This is a genomic window from Allofrancisella inopinata, from assembly GCF_012222965.1.
GTDB lineage: Bacteria > Pseudomonadota > Gammaproteobacteria > Francisellales > Francisellaceae > Francisella > Francisella inopinata.
The window spans coordinates 1,168,921-1,189,716 of the sequence record NZ_CP038241.1; the positions used below are offsets into that span (position 1 = coordinate 1,168,921).

The window sequence follows — 20,796 nt, forward strand, 5'->3', positions numbered from 1 at the left end:
AAATTTTAAAAATAAAATCCTAGTATACTATAGTAAAAATTTTTACTATTGGCTAGTTGTTTTAACTAAAAAGCCCAACCACAGCTAAATACGTAACTCCTATACCTACATTTTAGTCTATTCAATTACTAATCTAAAGCTGAAATATTAGTTTACTAAACAAAACTTCTAATAATTTTTATAGTAGCTCTTTTAAATATTTACCTGTATAAGATTCTTTACAGCGAATTATTTCTTCAGGCGTACCTTCAAATATTATTTGTCCACCCTTGTTACCACCTTCTGGACCTAAATCTATTATCCAATCAGCTGTTTTTATCACCTCTAGGTTATGCTCAATAACAACTATAGTATTTCCTTTATCACGCAGATCCATGATAACCTTTAATAACTGATGAATATCATAAAAATGTAATCCTGTTGTTGGTTCATCTAATATATATAAAGTCTTACCTGTAGATCTTTTAGATAGCTCTTTAGCTAATTTCACACGCTGAGCTTCTCCACCTGATAATGTTGTAGCACTTTGTCCTAGCTTAATGTAAGATAGTCCCACACTCATCAAAGCTTCTAGCTTAGTTTTAATAGTGGGGACAGCTTGATAGAATTCAAGTGCTTCTTCGACAGTCATTTCTAAAACTTCATAAATGTTTTTCCCTTTATATTGGACTGCTAATGTTTCTCGGTTATAACGCTTACCTTCACAAACATCACAAGCAACGTATACGTCTGCCAAAAAGTGCATTTCTACTTTTATTACACCATCACCTTGGCAAGCTTCACACCTTCCACCACGAACATTAAAACTAAATCTACCAGCAGCATAACCTCTTGATCTAGCTTCTGAGGTTGCTGCAAATAACTCACGGATTGGTGTAAATACTCCGGTGTAAGTGGCTGGGTTTGAGCGTGGAGTCCTACCAATTGGTGACTGATCAATATCAATAACTTTATCCAAATGATTAAATCCCTTATGAGATTTATATTGCATAGGAACTAATGTGCTTCTATTTAACAATCGTGATGCTAGTGGATAAAGTGTTCTATTTATAAGAGTTGATTTACCTGATCCTGAAACTCCTGTGATACAAGTAAGCACTCCCATAGGAATTCTTAAATCATCACCTTGAAGATTATTACCAGTAGCTCCCGTTATCTCTAAGAATTTGTTTTTATCAGCTTTAATTCTAATTTCTGGTACTGCTATTTTTTTACGACCACTTAGGTAATCAGCAGTCAGTGAGTTTTGACACTTTATGATAGTGCTATAATCACCTGCAGCAACAACTTGACCACCATGAACCCCAGCCATAGGACCCATATCGATTATATAATCCGCCTGGCGTATAGCATCTTCATCATGCTCTACAACTATAACAGTATTGCCAATATTTTTAAGGTTGTGTAAAGCATCAAGCAAACGTTGGTTATCTCGTTGGTGAAGGCCTATAGAGGGCTCATCTAAAATATACATCACACCAACTAAACCAGCACCTATTTGACTAGCCAGACGAATACGCTGAGCCTCACCACCTGATAAAGTATCTGCTTGTCTTGCTAAACTAAGATATTCTAAACCAACATCTGCTAAAAATTGTACTCTTAATTTTATTTCTTTAAGCAGACTCTCAGCTATCACCTGTTGTTGTCCAGCAAACTGTAAGTTACCTAACCAAACTAACAGATCTTGAGTAGATAACTGGCAAACATCTGCTATATTTTTGTCAGCTATAAAAATGTTGCGTGCGTACTCATTGATTCTAGCACCGCCGCATGATTTACAAGTTAAATTACTCATCAACTCATATAAGTCTTTTTTGACCATATCAGAATCTGACTCATAATACCTACGTTCAAAATGAGGGATTACCCCTTCGAAAGCTTTTTGACGTACTTGCTTACCTCCACGAATAGAGTCTATCGTCATTTTTATTATCTCTTCATCTGAGCCATATAAGATTATATTCTGTATTTCTTTAGGCAATTCTGTAAAAGGCTTGTCTAATGAAAATTTATAATGCTGAGCTAATGATTCTAGCTGCGAAAAATAGTATTGATTATTTTTATTCCACTTAGAGATAGCTCCAACTCTCAGAGATAAAGTTTCATCAACAATAACTTTTTTCTCATCAAAAAACTCTTTAACACCTAACCCATCACAGCTGCTACAAGCTCCTAACGGACTATTAAAAGAAAATATTCTTGGTGAAAGTTCTTTTAATGCAAAACTACATAAAGGACAAGCATGCTTTGATGAAAATAGTACATCTTTAGCACTTTCATCATTCATATTAGCCAACTTGACTATGCCATTTCCTAAATCTAAGGCTGTTTCAAGTGATTCGGCAATGCGTTGCTGATTATCTTGTTTTGGTTTAAATCTGTCTACTACGACATCTATATTATGTTTTTTGTATCGATCCAATTCTGGGTAGTCTTCATCAAGATTGTAAAACTCGCCATTTATTCTAACTCTAATATAACCTTGTGCTTGTATTTTATCTAAAAGTGTGTGATGAGTTCCTTTTTTCTCAGAAATAATTGGTGCTAATATCATTAACCTATCATTATCATCAAACTCTAAAACCCTATCAACCATTTGACTTACAGTTTGAGCTTTAAGCTCAATATTATGAGTAGGACATTTCGGTTGGCCCACTCTAGCAAAAAAAACCCTTAAATAATCATAAATTTCTGTAACAGTTCCTACCGTAGAGCGTGGATTATGTGAAGTTGTTTTCTGGTCTATGGAAATAGCTGGTGACAAACCCTCTATGTGTTCAACTTCTGGCTTGTCCATCATAGATAAAAATTGCCTTGCATAAGAAGATAAAGATTCGACGTATCTTCTTTGTCCTTCAGCATATAAAGTATCAAATGCAAGGGAGGATTTACCAGAACCACTTAAGCCAGTTATAACTGTTAGCTTATCTCTAGGTATTTCAACGTCGATATTTTTTAGATTATGGGTTTTTGCGCCCTTAATTATAATTTTTTTCATATAGAATCTGTTTTAAGAATAAAACTAAAAAGTAAAGCTATTGATACAAGACTTCCACAATTTCGTAAGTAACTTTTCCTTTTGGTGTTTCTAAAATAACCTCATCCCCTTCTTCTTTTTTGATAAGCGCGCGTGCTAATGGCGCTTGTATTGATATTTTTTGATTATCTATATCAGCTTCATCTTCACCAACTATTTTATATGTAAACTCTTCTTCAGTATCTATGTTCACAAGAGTAACTGTACAACCAAATACTACCATACCATTTGCTAGTAATTTTGTAACATCTATAACTTGTGCATTTGCCAGTTTTGCCTCAATATCTTTTATCCTGCCCTCAATCATACCTTGTCTCTCTCTAGCTGCATGATACTCTGCGTTTTCTTTTAGATCACCATGCTCACGTGCTTCAGCTATAGCTGCTATAATCTCTGGTCTTTCAACTTTTTTAAGTTGATTAAGCTCAGCTCTAAGTGCTGCTTCACCGGTTGGTGTCATTGGTATTCTATCACTAGCCATTATTTATTCTCCTTAATACAAAATCAAACTTTAATTACTTTAATCACATTCATATAATTCATTACTATTTTTTTTAGTCGGTCTATCAGTATATACTACCCTACCTACTAAGTTTAAAATCAACGCTGCCCTGTACGTGTTAGTTTTATCACAATATACTATATTTCCATTGCCTGTAGCCATAAAACCATTAGGACTAATTTTTAAATAGGAGGGATTACCTGATAAGTTGATATAGAGAGATTCTCTATTACCTTTAGGTAAATTTGCTATTATCCTATCCTCATTAGCTACGTATGTATCTGTAGCATCAGAGCTTTCAAATGCAACTATAGGGTTGTCTCCCCAACTATCAGTATTAGCACAGTTAAAGGTTGTTTCATCTAACTTTCCTGTAGCATCAAAACTATCAGCGTTAGCTGCACATATAACCACAGTTTTACCATCAACTCTAGCTTTTATAACAGCAAACTCAATCATCTTCTGTAGATTCGTAAGCCTTGTTTCTGCAAAAGTTTTGTAATAAAAAGTAAAGGAACTAATAGCAGCCATCATAAGTATAGTCATAATAGCTATTACGACCATAACCTCTACTAATGAAAAACCTCTTTTTTTTATATATTGCTTAGGCATCTTAGAATTTGCTTTTTTGTATTAGATTTTTAGTTGATTCGTCAAGTTGAGAATACTCTGTAGAATTAAAATTTCTCATAGCTTTTAAGATATTTTTTCCAAGTTTTTTTCCAAGTTCAACACCCCATTGGTCATAACTATTAATGTCCCACAATACACCTTGAACAAATATCTTATGCTCGTATAAAGCTACCAAAGCACCAAGGTTATATGGACTTAATTCTTCTAGAAGTATTGTAGTACTTGGTCTATTGCCAGGTATTGCTTGATGATAGGCTAATTTCTTTGACTTATACTCATCAACACCATTTTCTAAAAGCTCATTATAAACCATATCATAAGATTGTCCAAACATTAGTGCTTGAGACTGGGCAAAACAGTTTGCTAATAAAGACTCCTGATGATTAGAGTAATTATGATAGCTTTTAGCAACTGCTATAAAGTCAACTGGAATAAAAATATTACCTTGATGCAAAAGTTGGTGAAAAGCATGTTGACCATTTGTGCCAACTCCACCCCAAAGTATAGATCCCGTTTGATAATTAACTGTGTTACCAGCTAAATCAACAGATTTACCGTTACTTTCCATATCCGCTTGCTGAAGGTAATCAACAAAGAAACTAAGCCTATCATCATAAGGCAATAAGGCTTGAGATTGACTATTATATACACATGAATAGTAGCTAGCAAGTAACGCCATAATTACAGGGATATTTTTATCAAAATCTGTTTCTTTAAAATGCTTATCTACAGAGTAAGCTCCTGCTAAAAGCTTTTCAAAATTATCATAACCTACTGCAAATGCTATCGGCATACCAATAGATGACCATAATGAATAGCGACCACCTACCCAATCCCACATTTTATAACAATGCTCTAAATCAATACCAAACTCTTTAACCTTATCAAGCTGACTAGAAATAGCTACAAAGTGATTAGCTACAGCCTGTGTTTCTTTATAATAGTTTAAAAGCCATTCTCTAGCTGAAATAGAATTTAATAGAGTCTCTTCTGTTGAAAAAGATTTTGAAGCTATGATAAATAAAGTTGTTTCTGGACTAACGCAGCTCAAAGCTTGTAATAACGAATCAGCATCAACATTAGAAACAAAATGTACCTTTAATCCAGTACAATGATATGGAGTAAGTGCACGAACCACCATCTTTGGACCAAGATCTGAACCACCAATACCTATATTAACCACATCTGTTATTTTTTTACCAGAGTAACCTTTCCATTCACCAGAAACAACTTTTTCTACAAGCAATTTAACACGTTGTTTTTCTTGCGAAATCTCTAGACGTATGTCTTGGCCATCAACTATTAGCTGGTCATTTGATAAATCACGTAAAGCAGTGTGTAACACAGCTCTATTTTCTGTAATATTTATTTTTTCACCAGCAAACATTTGATCGATCTTTTGCTTAAGATTTGAGTCATTCGCCAACTTTACTAGTTTATCAAAGATAATTTTATTTATGAGGTTTTTAGAATAATCAAAATATATCCCTTCATAAGCTAGAGAAAATTTTTCCACTCTTTTAGAGTCTTTCTCAAATTCTGATTTTAAATTAATATTCTCACTAGTATTTTTTTTTAAATTATCACAAAACATCTACTTTGCCCTTATATTCCCCATGCGATATAAACAATAAAATATCTCCTTTAGAGTAAGATATCTTTACAGTATCTTCCACAGCGTAATTTCTTGTACCCATCATCCCACCTAATGATAAACTTTCGCCATTAAGAGGATATTTTAAACCATTATAGTATATATTATCTGCATAACCAAAAGGCATAACTGAAAACATCCTGCCCAAAACTCCACTGATACTAAATTCTTTTGGTATAAAAAAGTAACGCGAGTAAATATCAATAAATTCAATCTCTATTTTTTTCTTATAACTTTTAGCTGTAGAAATGTTACCTAAAAAATGATCCATTTCTCCCTCTGAAGCACCAAAAACGTAAACTTTAATAAAATGATTCTCTAATAAAAAATCTAGACATTTCTCAAAATCTGTAGAATATTGATCGTCCTTGATTAAGAACAAATCATTATCCATTACATTGTATGAGTCAAAATCTCCTATAACTTTTTCTATTTTTTTATTTATATTATAAGCATCTTTAACTTTAAGATACGCTCCATCAGCACAAAATATAGGCAAATTAAGCTCATTATCAGCAATATACTTCTGACAAAAAGATAAATCAATTTTACCATCTAAAAATAAAATAGCATTTGACATTAGGAGTTTCTCCATTTATTCAGGTGTGCCGTAATTATAACTTTTTTTGCTAGATCAATATAGAATTAAGACTGGTAATTAGGGGGTTCTTTTGTAATAGTTACATTATGCACATGAGACTCATTAAATCCAGCACCTGTTATTTGCACAAACTTTGGCTCTGTACGCATTGTAATTATATCTTTTGAACCGGTATATCCCATACTTGACCTTAAACCACCTATCAACTGATGAATAACAGCTGAAAGTAGCCCTTTGTATGGTACACGCCCCTCAACCCCTTCTGGAACAAATTTTTTAGCTTCTGTATTTCCTTGAAAATATCTATCAGATGAACCTTTTTCCATAGCCCCAAGAGAGCCCATACCACGATAAGATTTATAAGAGCGACCTTGAAACAACTCAACCTCTCCAGGAGACTCTTCTGTTCCTGCAAATAAGCCTCCTATCATGACTACTGAGGCACCTGCAACTATTGCCTTAGCAATATCTCCTGAATACCTAATACCTCCATCTGCTATCACAGGAACACCTGTATCTTTCAATGCTTCTGCCACATTTGCAATAGCTGTTATTTGCGGGACACCAACACCTGCTACAATCCTAGTAGTGCAAATTGAACCAGGACCAATACCTACTTTTACAGCATCAGCTCCTGCTTTAACTAAATCTTTAGCAGCTTCTGCTGTAGCAATATTACCACCTATTACTTGTATGTGTGGATATGTGTCTTTAATCCACTTAACCATATCAAGTACACCTTGAGAATGCCCATGAGCAGTATCTACCACTATAATATCAACGTCTTCTTTAGCTAAAGCTGCTATTCTTTGTTTAGTATCAGCCGCTGTACCAACTGCAGCGCCAACTCTAAGGCGTCCTAAAGAGTCTTTACATGCATTTGGTTTATTTTGTGATCTTTCAATATCCTTAGTTGTTATTAAACCTACTAATACACCATCATCATTAACTACAAGGAGTTTTTCTATTTTGTGCTCATGGAGTTTTTTCTTGATTGATCCTTGTGATGAGTTTTCAGGCACTGTTACTAACTTTTCTTTAGGTGTCATTATTGAACTAACTGGTTCATCAAGATCCTTAGCGAATCTAAAATCACGCTTAGTGACTATACCGACCGTCTGGTTATTCTCATCAACTACAGGAAACCCAGAAAAGTTGTATTCTTTTGCTAGCTGCATGATTTGCTTGATTGAGTCTTGTGATTTTATCGTGATAGGGTCAATCACCATACCATTTTCAAACCTTTTTACCTTTTTAACTTCTTGGGCTTGTGCCTCTATAGACATATTTTTATGTACTATACCAATACCACCTTCTTGAGCTATCGCTATAGCTAATCGAGATTCTGTAACAGTATCCATAGCAGCTGATACCAGTGGAATATTTAACTGAATGTCTCTAGTTATGTTTGTTCTTAAATCTACTTGGTGAGGAAGTACATTTGAGTATCTAGGTGAAAGCAATACATCATCAAAAGTAATTGCTTGTTGAGTAATTCTTAACATTAATAATCTCCGTAATTAAAATCTAAAGGTTTTGAATTTAATTACATCAATATTGTATCACAGAATAAAAAATTTGCTATAGATGTTAAAAAATTTAATTTAAAAGGACAAGAAGTTATTTTGCTTGAGATAATAAATAATGAGTCAAAAGTGGTACAGGACGTCCACTTGCTTTACAATTTGTAAAGTCTCCCATTGCTGAGCCTGCTATATCCAGATGTGCCCATTCATAATCTTCTGTAAACTTAGACAAAAATAAAGCCGCTACAATAGACCCTGCTGATCTATCTCTATTACAGTTATCTATATCTGCTACCTTGCTTTTGATTTTATCTAGATAAGGCTTATGTAAAGGCAACCTCCATACCAAATCATTAGAAGCCTGCGCTGCTTGCTGTAAGCTATTTGCCAGCTTATCACTATTGGCAAACAACCCAGAAAAAGCATCGCCTAAAGATACAATCATAGCTCCCGTTAAAGTCGCCATGTCTATAACTGCTTTTGGTTTGTATTTACCAATGTAAGTTAATGTATCACATAACACAAGTCTACCTTCTGCATCTGTATTACTAACTTCTACTGTTATACCTTTCATACTCTTAAGTACGTCACCTGGACGATAAGATCTAGAATCAACGGCATTCTCTGCTAAGGCCATCACACCTACTACATTGATAGAAAGATTAAGCATTGCTAGGGTTTTCATAGTCCCCATAACAACAGCAGCGCCACCCATATCCATTTTCATAGTATCCATACCCGCAGCTGGCTTTATACATACCCCACCATTATCAAACACTAAACCCTTACCTACTAACACTATAGGAGCTTGATCAGCAGCGCCACCATTGTATTTCATAGATACAGTATAATTTGGCATATCTGAACCTCTACCAACAGCTAAAGCACAACCCATGCCCAGCTCTGCCATTGCATTTTGATCCAAATATTCCAAATCAAATTTGTCATATTTAGAGGTAAGCTCCCTAGCTTCATTAAGCATATAATCAGTATTGCAAATATTAGCCGGTAAGTTTTGCAAATCCTTAGCATAGTTCTGTCCGCAAGCTATAGCAGAACCTACTTGAGCTGCTTGCTTAAGGTCTTGATTACCTGAATAAACTAACTCTATATGGTTTAAGCTATAGTTTTCTTTTACTGTTTTTAACTCATCAAAAACATAACTTTCTGATACTAAAGCTCTAATAGTTTCAGATGCAAACTGCTTTATATCACAGCTTTCAAATATATAATTTATATTGATTGCTACTTCTTCTATACTTAGTTTTTTCAAAAAATCACATGCTTTAACAATAGCTTTATCATACTCTGAACTTAAAAAATCTTGTCTTAAACCAATTCCCAAAAGTATGACTGTTTTTTCGTCATGTAACAACGGAAGAAGCTCTCCAAACTTGGCTTTAAAAACTTTTTTTTCTAGAAGTTTTTTTGAGCTTAAATTTTTAGTTTCAGCTACTAATTTTTGTAAATTTTCTTGAGCAACAATTATCACTTCTGAACTTAAGCTAACGTTATCAGTTATAGTCAATTTCATATGTTTTTATCTTTACTTTACTAGTTATTCGAATATAATACCAAAAAATGCTTATTAACGCATCCAATTTAAAATGAAGCTTATTATTAGTTGCTGACTTTTATTGATAAAAATTATAGAATTATAAATAGCTTAATAAAAATTACCTGTGATAAATTTTGATTCTAGAAAAATACTATAACAGAGACATTGTAAACACTTTTACTTCCATAACCTTATTTATCATCTCTATAGTATCTGCTAACTTACTTATTAGGCTTTTCCAAAAAGCTTATTCACAAGGCTTGGGTATGGATACTATTATAAAGTTTGTAATTCTAACCTTACCTCAGAACGTAACTTTTGTTATCCCAGTAGCTATGTTCTTAGCCATAATTCTGTGTTTTGGTAAATATTTCTCAAACAATGAAATGTTTGTGACCTTAGCTGGTGGAGTTACATGGCTACAAATAGTTTTAAATACTTTAAAACCTACTATTGTTCTAACAATAGCGGCTTTTTTTTCATCTATGTATCTGATACCTTTAGCTAACCAAACGACTGATGTATTTCAAACCTCATTATCTGCACGTGCCCTAATATCCTCAATAACAGACGGAAAAGTACTTAATATACCAAACGGTAGAGTGTTATATATCAATAACAAATCTGGAAACAGACTAAATGACTTGTTTTTATACCAGCAAACTCTAAGGGATAAAGATTATAAAATTATTACCGCGCCGCAAGCTACAGTTAAAACAGATAAAACAGCTGCTTTTTTAAATTTCACAGATGTAAACATATACACACGGGAGTTAAACTCATTTAAAGCTACTTATGGTACCGCTGATAAAGCAATATATACCATTTATGATAACTCTATTCGTGATTATAATCACTATAGGATGGATAGATTATATTTTGGAGAATTAGTTGCAAACTCTTTAAAAGGAGAAAATAGATTTACTGCTGAACTTTTCTCAAGAGTTAACAACTGTATCAGTATAATAATTGCTAGCTTACTTGCACTTTCACTATGTAGGTTACATCCACGCCAGAACAAATACGCCAAGCTTCTTCCGTCTGTGATAGTTTTAGCTTTATATTTGTGTTCGGTAATGTTTACTAACACACTGATGGCAAAAGGTAATATCCCAGCTTGGATAGGAATTTGGCTACCACACATTTTCTTTGCAGTGTTTGCAATAAGAACTATCAAAAAACAAAATGGGGCATCCAATAAAAGGTAAAAAGATATGTTTTTAAATCGCATTGATCGCTATGTCTTTAAAACAGTATTAAACAGTTTTTTGATTGTTACTACTATTTTTTGTATTTTATTCTTTATTTTTACATATTTAGCACAAGTTAGTAATAGTCATAACAACGCTAGTAACTGGGAGCTTATTGTAAATACTTTATACCAATTACCAGGAATCTTATATACTTTACTACCTGCTTGTGCTATGGTAGGTGCACTTATGGGCCTTAGTTTACTAGCAAATAACTCTGAGATTATTGTTCTTAGATCTTCAGGACGTTCAACTTTTCAAATTGCTAAAGGGGTTATTATCGTTGGATTAATTGGTGCTTTTATTGCTGTAGTATTTGGAGGTTACGTAGCTCCTGTATTACAAAAACTTGCTGATACTAACACCGTACAATACAACAGTAGTAATATATGGCTAAAAACATCTGATGGGATCACTCATATAAAACATATCAATCCAGAAAAAAGGTCTGCTACTGCAATTAGTAAATTCATAATAGATGACAACCAACTAAAAGAAGTTCGTTTTGCAGCTACAGCAAAATACGCTACGGATACTGTAGCAAATGCTTACAATATTAACAAAATTACTTACCCAACCTCAGATAAGCAAAAACAGCTTGAAATTGTAAAAAATATAAGTCAAGACAAATGGGCAAATCCTCTACCTTTATCTGTAGCTAGAATTATAACAATTAATGACAATGATTATTTAAGCTTAACGCAATTAACAAAATTTATGGTTTCCAACACTCAGGCTAATGATAATACTTTGTCTTTAAAATTCTGGCAAGAAGTGTTTCAACCAATATCTTTAATGGTCTTAATACTAATTTCCGTACCCCTTAGTATCGGTTCTAACAGATCATCCACCCTTATTATTAAACTTATTCTAGGCGCGCTTTTTGGCTTTTCATTTTTTATAATTAATCAAATTTTTGGACCTATAGCACTTATACTACGTATACCACCTATTTTCGGTGCCGCTGGACCAACCCTACTTGCATTAGCTCTGCTAATATACTTATTTATCAAATCAAAAGAAACTTAAAATATGCAAATATATACATACTCTCTTAATAACGGTCTAAATATATATATAAAGCCCAATCAACGAGCACCTGTTGTTTTATCCCAAATTTGGTATAAAGTTGGGTCAACTTATGAGCCTCAAAAGTTAACTGGTATTTCCCATATGCTCGAGCATATAATGTTCAAAGGCACAGATAAGTATTCTAAAAAAGATATGAACAGCTTAGTGGAAAATAACGGAGGTATACAAAATGCCTTTACTAGCTTTGACTATACTGCTTATTACCAGTTTTGGCATAAGAGAAACTTAGAATTAAGTTTATCATTAGAATCTTCTCGTATGAGTAACCTTATTTTTGATGAAAATGAGTTTATTCCAGAAAGAAAAGTAGTCTTAGAGGAACGTAACCTTAGGGTTGATGATAAACCTTTTAGCTATGCTTTTGAACAATTTATGAAACTAGCATACCAAACAAATTCTCGTCATACACCAATAATAGGTTGGCGTGAAGATATTGAAAATTATACTTTAAACAGTCTAAAGAAATGGTACCAGAAGCACTATGCTCCAAATAATGCCAGTATAGTGATAGTTGGAGACGTTGATAAAGATTCAGCACATTCTATGATAAGAGATTATTTTGATAGTATACCTTGCTCCACTATTTCAAAGCCTAAAGAAGAATATAGTTTAATCAATTTTGGTTACAGACAATTAGAGGTTAAAAAACCACCTAATGACACATCTGCTGTAATAATGGGTTATATAACCCCTTCTTTAACTACTGAACACCAAAAAAATGATCCTTTTGCTCTAATGATTTTAAATAACATTTTAGGTAGTTCTGATGCTTCTATCCTCCAGCAAAAATTAGTTAGAGATGAAACTTTGTGCTGTCATATAGACAGTGAATATTCACCTTTTATAAAGGGTGAAGATATATTTATTATTACAGCAATAGCAAATCATGACCAAAGCTTAGAAAACATTCAAAATAAAATTGAGAATATCATTAATGATTTAAAAACTAATGGTATAACACAAGAGCAGCTTACACGTGCTAAGGTTACTATCAAAGCAGACAAAATATTTGCTATGGATTCATTAGAAACACAAGCAAACCTTATTGGTTCATTAGCTAGTATCAATCTGGATGTTGATTACTATAAGTACCTTAACAAACTTTATGATGTAACCGTTGAAGATGTAAATAGAGTGCTTAACGAATACTTTGACAAACAAAATCTTACATCTGTACATTTACTAAAGGATTAAAAAAATGATCCAAAAATTTAATATTAATGACACAAACATATACTTCCAAAGAGATACTAACTTACCTATGGTAGATATTCAGTTGAATTTTAGAGCTGGATCTGCATTTGACGGTAAACTAAATGGTTTAGCTGACTTAGCAGTAGGCTTGTTTGCCACAAAAACAAAGCTTTCTACCGAACAAGAGCTTATAAACAAAATTACAGATATAGGTGCATCAATTCATGCTGAAACTAGTAAAGAATTTTTTTGTATTAAAATTAGAGTTTTAAGTGAATCCCAAATATTAAAACAGGTAGTAGCTATTCTTAGAGAAATCTTTACAGATCCAGATTTTGATAAAAGTATTCTCGAAAGAGAAAAAGTACAAACACTTACTCACATCGACTACTTGCATAAGCAACCTAACTACCTCGCATCATTAGAATTTTCTAAACAACTTTTTGCTGAAAACCCTTACAGTCATCCCACTATAGGTTATAAGAGCAGTATACAAAAAATAACTATCAAAGATATTACCAACTTCTATGATAAATATATATGTGCTAATAATGCTAATATTTGTATAGTTGGTGATATAAGTGAATCTGATACTCAAAATTTAGCTAAAGAAATTATAAACTCTTTACCCAAAGGTCAAACAAACACGCAAAATTTTATCCAGTTACTAGCTGAGCCTGCAATTATAAAAAAACAATTTAATAGTAATCAAACTTCAATTTTAGTGGGTCATCAACTTCTGCTGGATATATTAGATCCTTTATATTTCCCATTAAAACTTGGTAATGAGATACTTGGTGGTAGCGGTCTAAATTCTCTATTATTTAACAAAGTTAGAGAAGAGCTTGGATTAGTTTACAACATTGGAAGTGATGTAAATATTAACCCTGATTATGGTAGCTTTATGATATCAGCTCAGACAAGTAATCCAAATTTAGCTTTAAATACCATAAAAGAAGTGTATGAAGAGTTTATTTATAAAAAAATAGATGCTGAGATAGTTGAAAACACAAAGAAGAATATAGAAGGTACACATTTATTAACTTCAGTAAAAAATAGCTCAAAACTTAATATGTTGTCATCCATTGCAAACAAAAAATTACCTTTAGATTTTTTTGATAAATATGTTAAAAATATAAACTCTGTCACGCCAGCACAAATTAGTCAAGCTTTCCAGAAGATCCAAAAAAATGCTGTTGTAACAGTAATAGTTGGAGATGTCAAATAGTGAAAACTAACACTGTTCGTGTGATAGCTGGTAAATATAAAAACCGTAGACTTAAATTTCCTGATATCAGTGGTCTTCGTCCCACTTCAGACCAATTAAAAGAAACTATTTTTAATTGGTTAGCTCCATATATACATAACAGTATCTGTATAGATGCTTTTGCAGGAAGTGGTAGCTTAGGAATAGAGAGCTTATCACGAGGTGCTACAAAAGCTATATTCTATGAACTTAATGCCAAAGCTATAAACCAATTGAAACAAAACTTACAAAACCTAGAAATTTCAAATTTTGAATTATATAAAACCGATAGTGTAAAAGCTCTTAGCACACTTAATATGCCTAATTCTCGCCTAATTATTTTTCTAGATCCACCTTTTAATAAAAACATTATTCCTAAAACACTTAATATTATACTTGAAAATAGCTTTATCCCTCAAGGAACTATCATCTATGTAGAAACTGAAAAACAGGCTAATTTTGGCCTTGAAGGCTTTGAGATATTAAAAGAAAAAGATACCTCTAACATCAAAGCTAAATTAATAATAAAAAATAATTTAAATTCTTAAAATAATCTCTACAATATATCCAAATCCAGCTTGCTCAAAATCAAGGAAAAATATGCACAATTATCATATAGGAATAACGGGCCCTTTTATTTTTAGCATTATGTTTATGTTTGGAATAATTGCTGAGAGTATGACTGGTGTTATATCTTCTTCAAGACGCAACATGGATGCTTTTGGTGTAGTTGCTATCGCTCTAATCACAGCTTTAGGTGGTGGTGTAGTCAGAGATTTACTATTAGGAAACTTACCTGTAACAATTATATTGCATCCTTATTATATAGTCATATGTCTAGTTTTTTCAGTTATAGCTATCTTTACCCAAAAATATATAAATAAATTTTATAATATCTTTCTAATTCTTGACTCTATCGGTTTAATAGCTTTTGCATACATTGGTAGCAGTATTGCTTACCAAATTTGTTATGAAGTTTTTGAAATGAGCTTTGTAAGTGTGCTAGTAGTTAGCACAGTCATAGCTATAGTTAATGGGGTTGCTGGTGGAATAATGCGAGATATGATTTGTAATGACATTCCTGTAGCTTTTAAATCAGAGCTATACGCCTCTGTTGCAGCTATTGTTGGCTTTTTAAACGCTGCTTTTATCTACTTTCATGTAGATTTATATGTTAGTACTGTAGTTATTATTAGTACAGGACTAACTATCAGAATTATGACGATACTTTATAAATGGAAATTGCCTATTATTTAAGCTTATAAAATTCCACTATGAAAACGAAATTCTGTGTCTGGAGATAATATCAAATCCCTCTCAACTTCGCCTATTCTTTTAATTTCATTATAGATATCGCTAGATGAATACTTTTGAGCAAATTCTAAATAGATAGTAAAATGTCGCTTTTCAGACTCTAGTAAACCATTATAAAATTTTTGTAGCTCATTATCTAAAAAAGGAGCTATTTTGGCAAATCTCTCACAAGATCGAGCCTCAATATATGCACCTATTATTAAAGCGTCTATAAAACGACCTTCTTTATCAGTACGTGCTGTTTTTATCAACTGACTAGCATACCTAGATGCTGATATTGGCTTGTACTTGATATCACGTTTTTTTAAAATTCTCATAACTTGCTCAAAATGAACAAGCTCTTCTCTTGCAATTTTAGACATTCTAATAACTAAATCATGCTTATCTGGATATCTGTAAATATATGTCATTGCTGAGGAAGCTGCTTTCATCTCGCAGTGAGCATGATCTAATAGCATAAGCTTTACATTCTCTAGGGCCACATTCACCCAAGCGTCAGGAGTTTCACATAGAAGAAATTTTTCTATAGTATCGTAATTTGCATATGATTGCTTGCTCATCAAGTTAAATAAAATACCCAAAACAATAAACTTATATTATAAAATATAATAGCCACAAAAAAATGCAAGAAAATCTTTTGTTTACAGTAGCCTAGATATATACTTTAATAAAAAAATAACTTTTAAAAAAAGGTTTAGAAATATATGTCTAACGTTACCATAAAAAATAATAGAGTAGATGCTAATGAAGTACTATACCACACAAATTTAAGTGAAAACGTCATAAAAAGTGCTGAAATCGCTATATTACCAGGTGACCCAAACCGTGTTGAAATGCTAGCTAAAATGCTTGATCAAAATGCTTATTATTTAACATCAAATAGAGAATATACTTCCTGGTTAGCTAAAGTTGATAATAAAAACGTCCTTGTAATCTCTACAGGGATAGGTGGACCTTCTGCTGCAATAGGTATAGAAGAATTAGCTATGCTCGGCGTCAAAAAATTTATTAGAGTTGGAACTTGTGGTACAATCCAAGAAAATATAGAGATTGGTGATTTAATCTTAACTACTGCATCTGTAAGGTTAGATGGTACATCTTATCATTATGCTCCTATAGAATACCCTGCTGTTGCTAGCTTTTTTCTAAACCAATCACTATATAACTCTGCCAAAAAACTAAACTTAAAGCTACATAGTGGAATAACTGGCTCATCTGATACATTTTATCCTGGACAAGAGAGAAAGGATAGTTATAGTGGCTATGTGCGAAAAAGCTTCCAAGGCTCTGTAGAAGAATGGCGCAAGCTAAATGTTTTAAACTTAGAAATGGAATCTTCTGCTATATTAACCGTATGCGCAACTTTTGGTCTAGATGCTAGTTGTATATGTACAGTTATAGCAAAAAGGACAAAGACTGAAACTGTAGATAAAATCAAATATCTACAAGGAATGACTGATATAATGGATATAATAAAAGAATCTATTAAAAATAACTTTCAGTAGAGATATAGATATAAAATATGGAAAATACAAAGCTAATTGATATAGCAATTCAAGCATCTGAAAAGGCTTATGCCCCTTACTCAAAGTTTAAAGTTGGAGCTGCTGTCTTGCTTAAAAATGGTAAAGTAATAACAGGTACTAATATCGAAAATGCTTCTTTTAGCTTAACTAATTGTGCTGAAAGGTCAGCTTTGTTTTATGTATATAGCCAAGGCTACCGTAAAACTGACATCGCTAAAATAGTTGTTATCGCAGATACTAAAAGTGCCGTCTCCCCTTGTGGTGCATGTCGCCAAGTTATGTCAGAACTATTAGATATAGATTGCCCTATCGTATTAGCAAATAAGGCTAAAACTGATATCAAAGAAACTAATATCCAAGAACTTCTACCATATATGTTTGTTTTGTAATAGAAGTTGTTAAAGTTAATCTTATTATATAATAAATTAGACTTTTATTATCTGACTTGAGAAAAAATTAAGTGGTGGGTTGTACAGGATTCGAACCTGTGACCAACTGGTTAAAAGCCAGCTGCTCTACCGACTGAGCTAACAACCCAACAATGAGGACTATTATACTTATCAAAATTATTATGTCAACGCTTTCTGTGATTTTTTTCTATTTAATTCTAAAATTTCTATAGGATGCTTAATCGTATGGCCCTCTAACCTCTTAACTTGACAGCGACAAGAAAAACCTGTTGCTATGGAATTTCTGATTCCCACTTCTTTAATTTTGCTTTTCCAACTCAAATCATAGATTTGCTTAGAGGTTTTTAAATTTTTAACTGCATGACCAAAATCACCAGACATACCGCAACAACCTGTTTCAACAAGCTTAATATCAACACCAAAATGTTCAAATATTTTCCGCCAATAAGTAGCAGAAACTACTACCAATGATTTTTCTGTACAGTGTACGAATAAACTGAATTCCTTAGTAAGCTGTCCTTGCATCTTTGGCAGAGCATCCAGTTTCGTTACTAACCACTCTTGTATCATCTTTATTTCAAATTTTATCTCACTTTCAAGAGCTTTAGGATACTCGTCCCTGTAAACTAAAGTCATCGCAGGATCAACACCAACCATATCAACACCCATGCTAGCTACCTCATTATACAGTTGAGTTGCTTTTAAAGCTTGTTTTTTAAAATACTTTAAAAATCCCTTCACATGAGCTGGCTTTCCATTGATTCTAAATGGTGCTACATAAACATCAAAACCCATCCCTGTAAGAAAATCATAAAGAGCTAAAACCACATGAGTCTCATATAGTGAAGTAAAGATATCTTGAACAATACAGACTGTCTTTGATTTTTGTTCATTTGTAAGTTTGGCTAACTTTTCTAAACTAAACTCTAGTGCGTTTCGCTTTCTAAGCTCTGATTTTAAATTTAAAGAGCTTACCAAGGGAGTATCAGCAAATCCAACTATACTACCCAAACTTGCTCTTACAAACTGAATATTGAAAATATCATTAAATATTTTTGGCATATGTAAATTAAAGCTTAGCATAGCCTCACTATATTTAACAAAATAGTCTAAAGCTGGTCGACGATATCTTGAGTGATAGTTTGCTAAAAATTGTGATTTCATCGCTGGGATATTTACCTTTATAGGACATCCTGTAACACAAGCCTTACAACCAAGACATTTTTCTAAAGAGTCATAAACTTGATGAGAGAAATCATCAGGAAAATCTTTTGGATTATCTAAACCCATTTTTTCTACATTTCCAACAGTTGTATAACCTTCTGCAGATAGTTGATGTAACCACTCTCTTAAAACCGCTGATCTACCTTTAGGTGAATAAAGCCAGTTTCTACTAACTTTAGCAGAGGGGCAAATAACAGTATCCAAATTGTAATTCAAACATTGAGAATTGCCATTACAATTATATGCTCCTGAAAATTGCTGTCTCATTTGCTTAGGCACTTGGGTATCTAAATACCCTCTAAATGGCCCGTCTACTGGCACTAATTTATCTTTACTACCATCTGGTACGGTAATTTTACCAGGATTAAGCTGATTATGTGGATCAAATACTTTTTTGATACATCCTAATGAATGGTAAAGCTCATCACCAAAATAGTCTTTTAAGTATTCACTTCTAAAACCATGACCATGTTCAGCACAAAGTATCCCACCATATTTTTGGACTAATTGACTAACTTTTTTAGTTATTTCTGCAAGCTTTTGAGAATCTTCTGTAGAGCTCATATCTAAGGCTGGTCTTACATGTAAGCAACCAACATCAACGTGACCGAACATACCGTATTTCACACCATAAGAATCTAAAAGCTTAGTTAATTCTTTAATATAGTCTGCTAATCTTTCAGGTGCTACAGCTGTATCCTCTATAAATGGTATTGGTTTGCGATCACCTTTCATCGCCCCGAGTAGCCCCACACCTTTTTTACGTAACTCCCATAGGCTATCGATCTCATTTGGATCTTCTGTAAGGTGAAAAACGACCATTTTTTCTAATAATAATTTTTCTAGTTTTGCTGTTTTAGCATCTAAATCATGTCTTGAATCTGCTATAAACTCGACAAAATTTACAGCTGCTAGATTGAATGAAGTTTCTTTCTCCAGCATATGTTTAATCTTATGATAAACCTCATCATCTTTGGCTATCTCTACTATATTATTGTCAACTGTTTCTATAGCTGATGGATCATAAGATAATAATTCTCTTGCTGCTCGAAGTGCTTTATCGAAATTATCATAGGATATAGCAAACAAAGCTTTAAATTTGGGTTTTTTAGTGAGCTTAAGAGTTAATTCTGTAACAAATGCTAGTGTTCCTTCTGACCCTGATATCAAGTAGCTAAGATTAACAGTATTATTTTGCTTATCATATGTTTTAGCTAGATTATAACCTGTTAAAAATCTACTTAATTTTGGTAATTTTTCCTCTATTAATTGATACTTGTCAATAATATGCGTAACTACGCAACTATATATCTTTTTCTCACTATCACTTAAGTGTTCTTCTTTTACATCAGCTAAAGTTATTTTCTTAGTAGTTAAATTTTCACCATTAATTAATGCGCATTCCAGCTCTAAAATATGCTGGCTTGTTCGCCCATAAATCCTAGAACCTTTACCGCATGCATCAGTATTTACCATGCCACCAAGTGTTGCTCTATTGCTAGGTGAAAGATTAGGAGCAAAAAAATATTCAGTATCTGCTAGAGTATTGTTTAACTGATCAAGCACCACACCTGGCTGTACTTTAACATAACCCTTTTGTATATTTATTTCTAGAATATTATTCATGTAACGACTAGCGTCTATAATAACACCAGCACACAAAGAATGTCCTGCTGTAGCCGTGCCACCCCCACGAGGAGAAAACTTAAGGTCACGATATTCAGGTTTACTTGCCAAGCTAAAAATCTTCGCTATATCTTGTTTATCTTTCGGAAAAACTACCAACTCTGGAACTACAAAATATACGCTATTATCCATAGAAGTAGATATCCTAGAAGCATAATCTGAGTGTATATCTCCCAAAAAATGGAGTTTTTTTAACTCTTGTATAAATTTGTTGATAAGAGTATTTAATTTATTTGTTTTATCGAGTGTTGGGAGTTCTGGTTGCTTCATCTATAGCACCGTAAATTGTAAAGATTTGCAGAAATTATATAAGAAAAACACAAGAGCATAAACATGTTTA

General features: G+C 32.9%; 17 protein-coding genes and 1 tRNA gene. 8 read left to right on the forward strand and 10 right to left on the reverse strand.

Annotation, left to right across the window (positions count from 1 at the left end):
* Positions 1-178: 178 nt before the first annotated feature.
* The 7 genes from uvrA to E4K63_RS05365 form a co-directional block, all read right to left on the reverse strand.
* Positions 179-3,001 (reverse strand): excinuclease ABC subunit UvrA, encoded by a 2,823-nt coding sequence (uvrA, locus tag E4K63_RS05335; protein WP_133940443.1) that lies wholly within the window; start codon positions 2,999-3,001, stop codon positions 179-181.
* Between the two features lie 37 nt (positions 3,002-3,038).
* Positions 3,039-3,521 carry a transcription elongation factor GreA gene (greA, locus tag E4K63_RS05340; RefSeq protein ID WP_133940445.1) on the reverse strand — a complete coding sequence of 161 codons (483 nt, stop codon included), beginning with the start codon at positions 3,519-3,521 and terminating at the stop codon, positions 3,039-3,041.
* A 39-nt stretch (positions 3,522-3,560) separates the two neighbouring features.
* On the reverse strand, positions 3,561-4,154 hold the full coding sequence (locus E4K63_RS05345) for a pilus assembly FimT family protein (RefSeq protein WP_133940447.1): 594 nt from the start codon (positions 4,152-4,154) through the stop codon (positions 3,561-3,563).
* Between the two features lies 1 nt (position 4,155).
* Entirely contained in the window at positions 4,156-5,769 is a 1,614-nt protein-coding gene (pgi, locus tag E4K63_RS05350) for a glucose-6-phosphate isomerase (RefSeq protein WP_133940449.1), read from the reverse strand.
* Positions 5,759-6,409: a thiamine diphosphokinase gene (locus E4K63_RS05355; protein ID WP_133940451.1), complete on the reverse strand. Its 651-nt coding sequence runs from the start codon at positions 6,407-6,409 to the stop codon at positions 5,759-5,761. The genes pgi and E4K63_RS05355 overlap by 11 nt, the downstream gene beginning before the upstream one ends.
* A 65-nt stretch (positions 6,410-6,474) precedes the next feature.
* The gene (gene guaB / locus E4K63_RS05360) at positions 6,475-7,935 is read right to left on the reverse strand and encodes an IMP dehydrogenase (RefSeq protein WP_133940453.1); all 1,461 of its coding nucleotides are present in this window, start codon (positions 7,933-7,935) and stop codon (positions 6,475-6,477) included.
* Positions 7,936-8,050: 115 nt separating this feature from the next.
* Entirely contained in the window at positions 8,051-9,490 is a 1,440-nt protein-coding gene (locus E4K63_RS05365) for a leucyl aminopeptidase (RefSeq protein WP_133940455.1), read from the reverse strand.
* Between the two features lie 158 nt (positions 9,491-9,648).
* On the opposite strand from E4K63_RS05365, the gene lptF reads away from it, so the two are divergent.
* From lptF to E4K63_RS05395, 6 genes are read left to right on the forward strand one after another with little or no spacing between them, the layout of a single operon-like run.
* The gene (lptF, locus tag E4K63_RS05370) at positions 9,649-10,722 is read left to right on the forward strand and encodes an LPS export ABC transporter permease LptF (protein ID WP_133940457.1); all 1,074 of its coding nucleotides are present in this window, start codon (positions 9,649-9,651) and stop codon (positions 10,720-10,722) included.
* A gap of 6 nt (positions 10,723-10,728) precedes the next feature.
* Positions 10,729-11,793 carry an LPS export ABC transporter permease LptG gene (gene lptG, locus E4K63_RS05375; protein ID WP_133940459.1) on the forward strand — a complete coding sequence of 355 codons (1,065 nt, stop codon included), beginning with the start codon at positions 10,729-10,731 and terminating at the stop codon, positions 11,791-11,793.
* Between the two features lie 3 nt (positions 11,794-11,796).
* Positions 11,797-13,050, forward strand: coding sequence for a M16 family metallopeptidase (locus tag E4K63_RS05380; protein ID WP_133940460.1), 1,254 nt, complete (start codon positions 11,797-11,799; stop codon positions 13,048-13,050).
* A 4-nt stretch (positions 13,051-13,054) separates the two neighbouring features.
* A complete protein-coding gene (locus E4K63_RS05385; protein WP_133940462.1) occupies positions 13,055-14,278 on the forward strand; it encodes a M16 family metallopeptidase in 1,224 nt (407 codons plus the stop codon).
* On the forward strand, positions 14,278-14,844 hold the full coding sequence (gene rsmD / locus E4K63_RS05390; RefSeq protein WP_133940464.1) for a 16S rRNA (guanine(966)-N(2))-methyltransferase RsmD: 567 nt from the start codon (positions 14,278-14,280) through the stop codon (positions 14,842-14,844). The genes E4K63_RS05385 and rsmD overlap by 1 nt, the downstream gene beginning before the upstream one ends.
* 52 nt (positions 14,845-14,896) lie before the next feature.
* Positions 14,897-15,553: a trimeric intracellular cation channel family protein gene (locus E4K63_RS05395; protein WP_133940466.1), complete on the forward strand. Its 657-nt coding sequence runs from the start codon at positions 14,897-14,899 to the stop codon at positions 15,551-15,553.
* Between the two features lie 2 nt (positions 15,554-15,555).
* Here the strand turns inward: E4K63_RS05395 and E4K63_RS05400 are convergent, their stop codons facing one another.
* Positions 15,556-16,170: a MiaE family protein gene (locus E4K63_RS05400; RefSeq protein WP_133940468.1), complete on the reverse strand. Its 615-nt coding sequence runs from the start codon at positions 16,168-16,170 to the stop codon at positions 15,556-15,558.
* Between the two features lie 144 nt (positions 16,171-16,314).
* Between E4K63_RS05400 and udp the strand changes: the two genes are divergently transcribed.
* Positions 16,315-17,115 (forward strand): uridine phosphorylase, encoded by an 801-nt coding sequence (udp, locus tag E4K63_RS05405; protein WP_133940470.1) that lies wholly within the window; start codon positions 16,315-16,317, stop codon positions 17,113-17,115.
* A gap of 17 nt (positions 17,116-17,132) precedes the next feature.
* Complete coding sequence (gene cdd / locus E4K63_RS05410) at positions 17,133-17,525, forward strand: cytidine deaminase (protein WP_166666870.1); 393 nt, start codon at positions 17,133-17,135, stop codon at positions 17,523-17,525.
* Between the two features lie 72 nt (positions 17,526-17,597).
* Here cdd and E4K63_RS05415 read toward each other — a convergent pair.
* Both E4K63_RS05415 and E4K63_RS05420 read right to left on the reverse strand, forming a co-directional pair.
* Positions 17,598-17,673 (reverse strand) — tRNA-Lys (locus E4K63_RS05415).
* A gap of 32 nt (positions 17,674-17,705) precedes the next feature.
* Positions 17,706-20,726 (reverse strand): FAD-binding and (Fe-S)-binding domain-containing protein, encoded by a 3,021-nt coding sequence (locus E4K63_RS05420; protein WP_133940472.1) that lies wholly within the window; start codon positions 20,724-20,726, stop codon positions 17,706-17,708.
* Between the last annotated feature and the right edge of the window lie 70 nt (positions 20,727-20,796).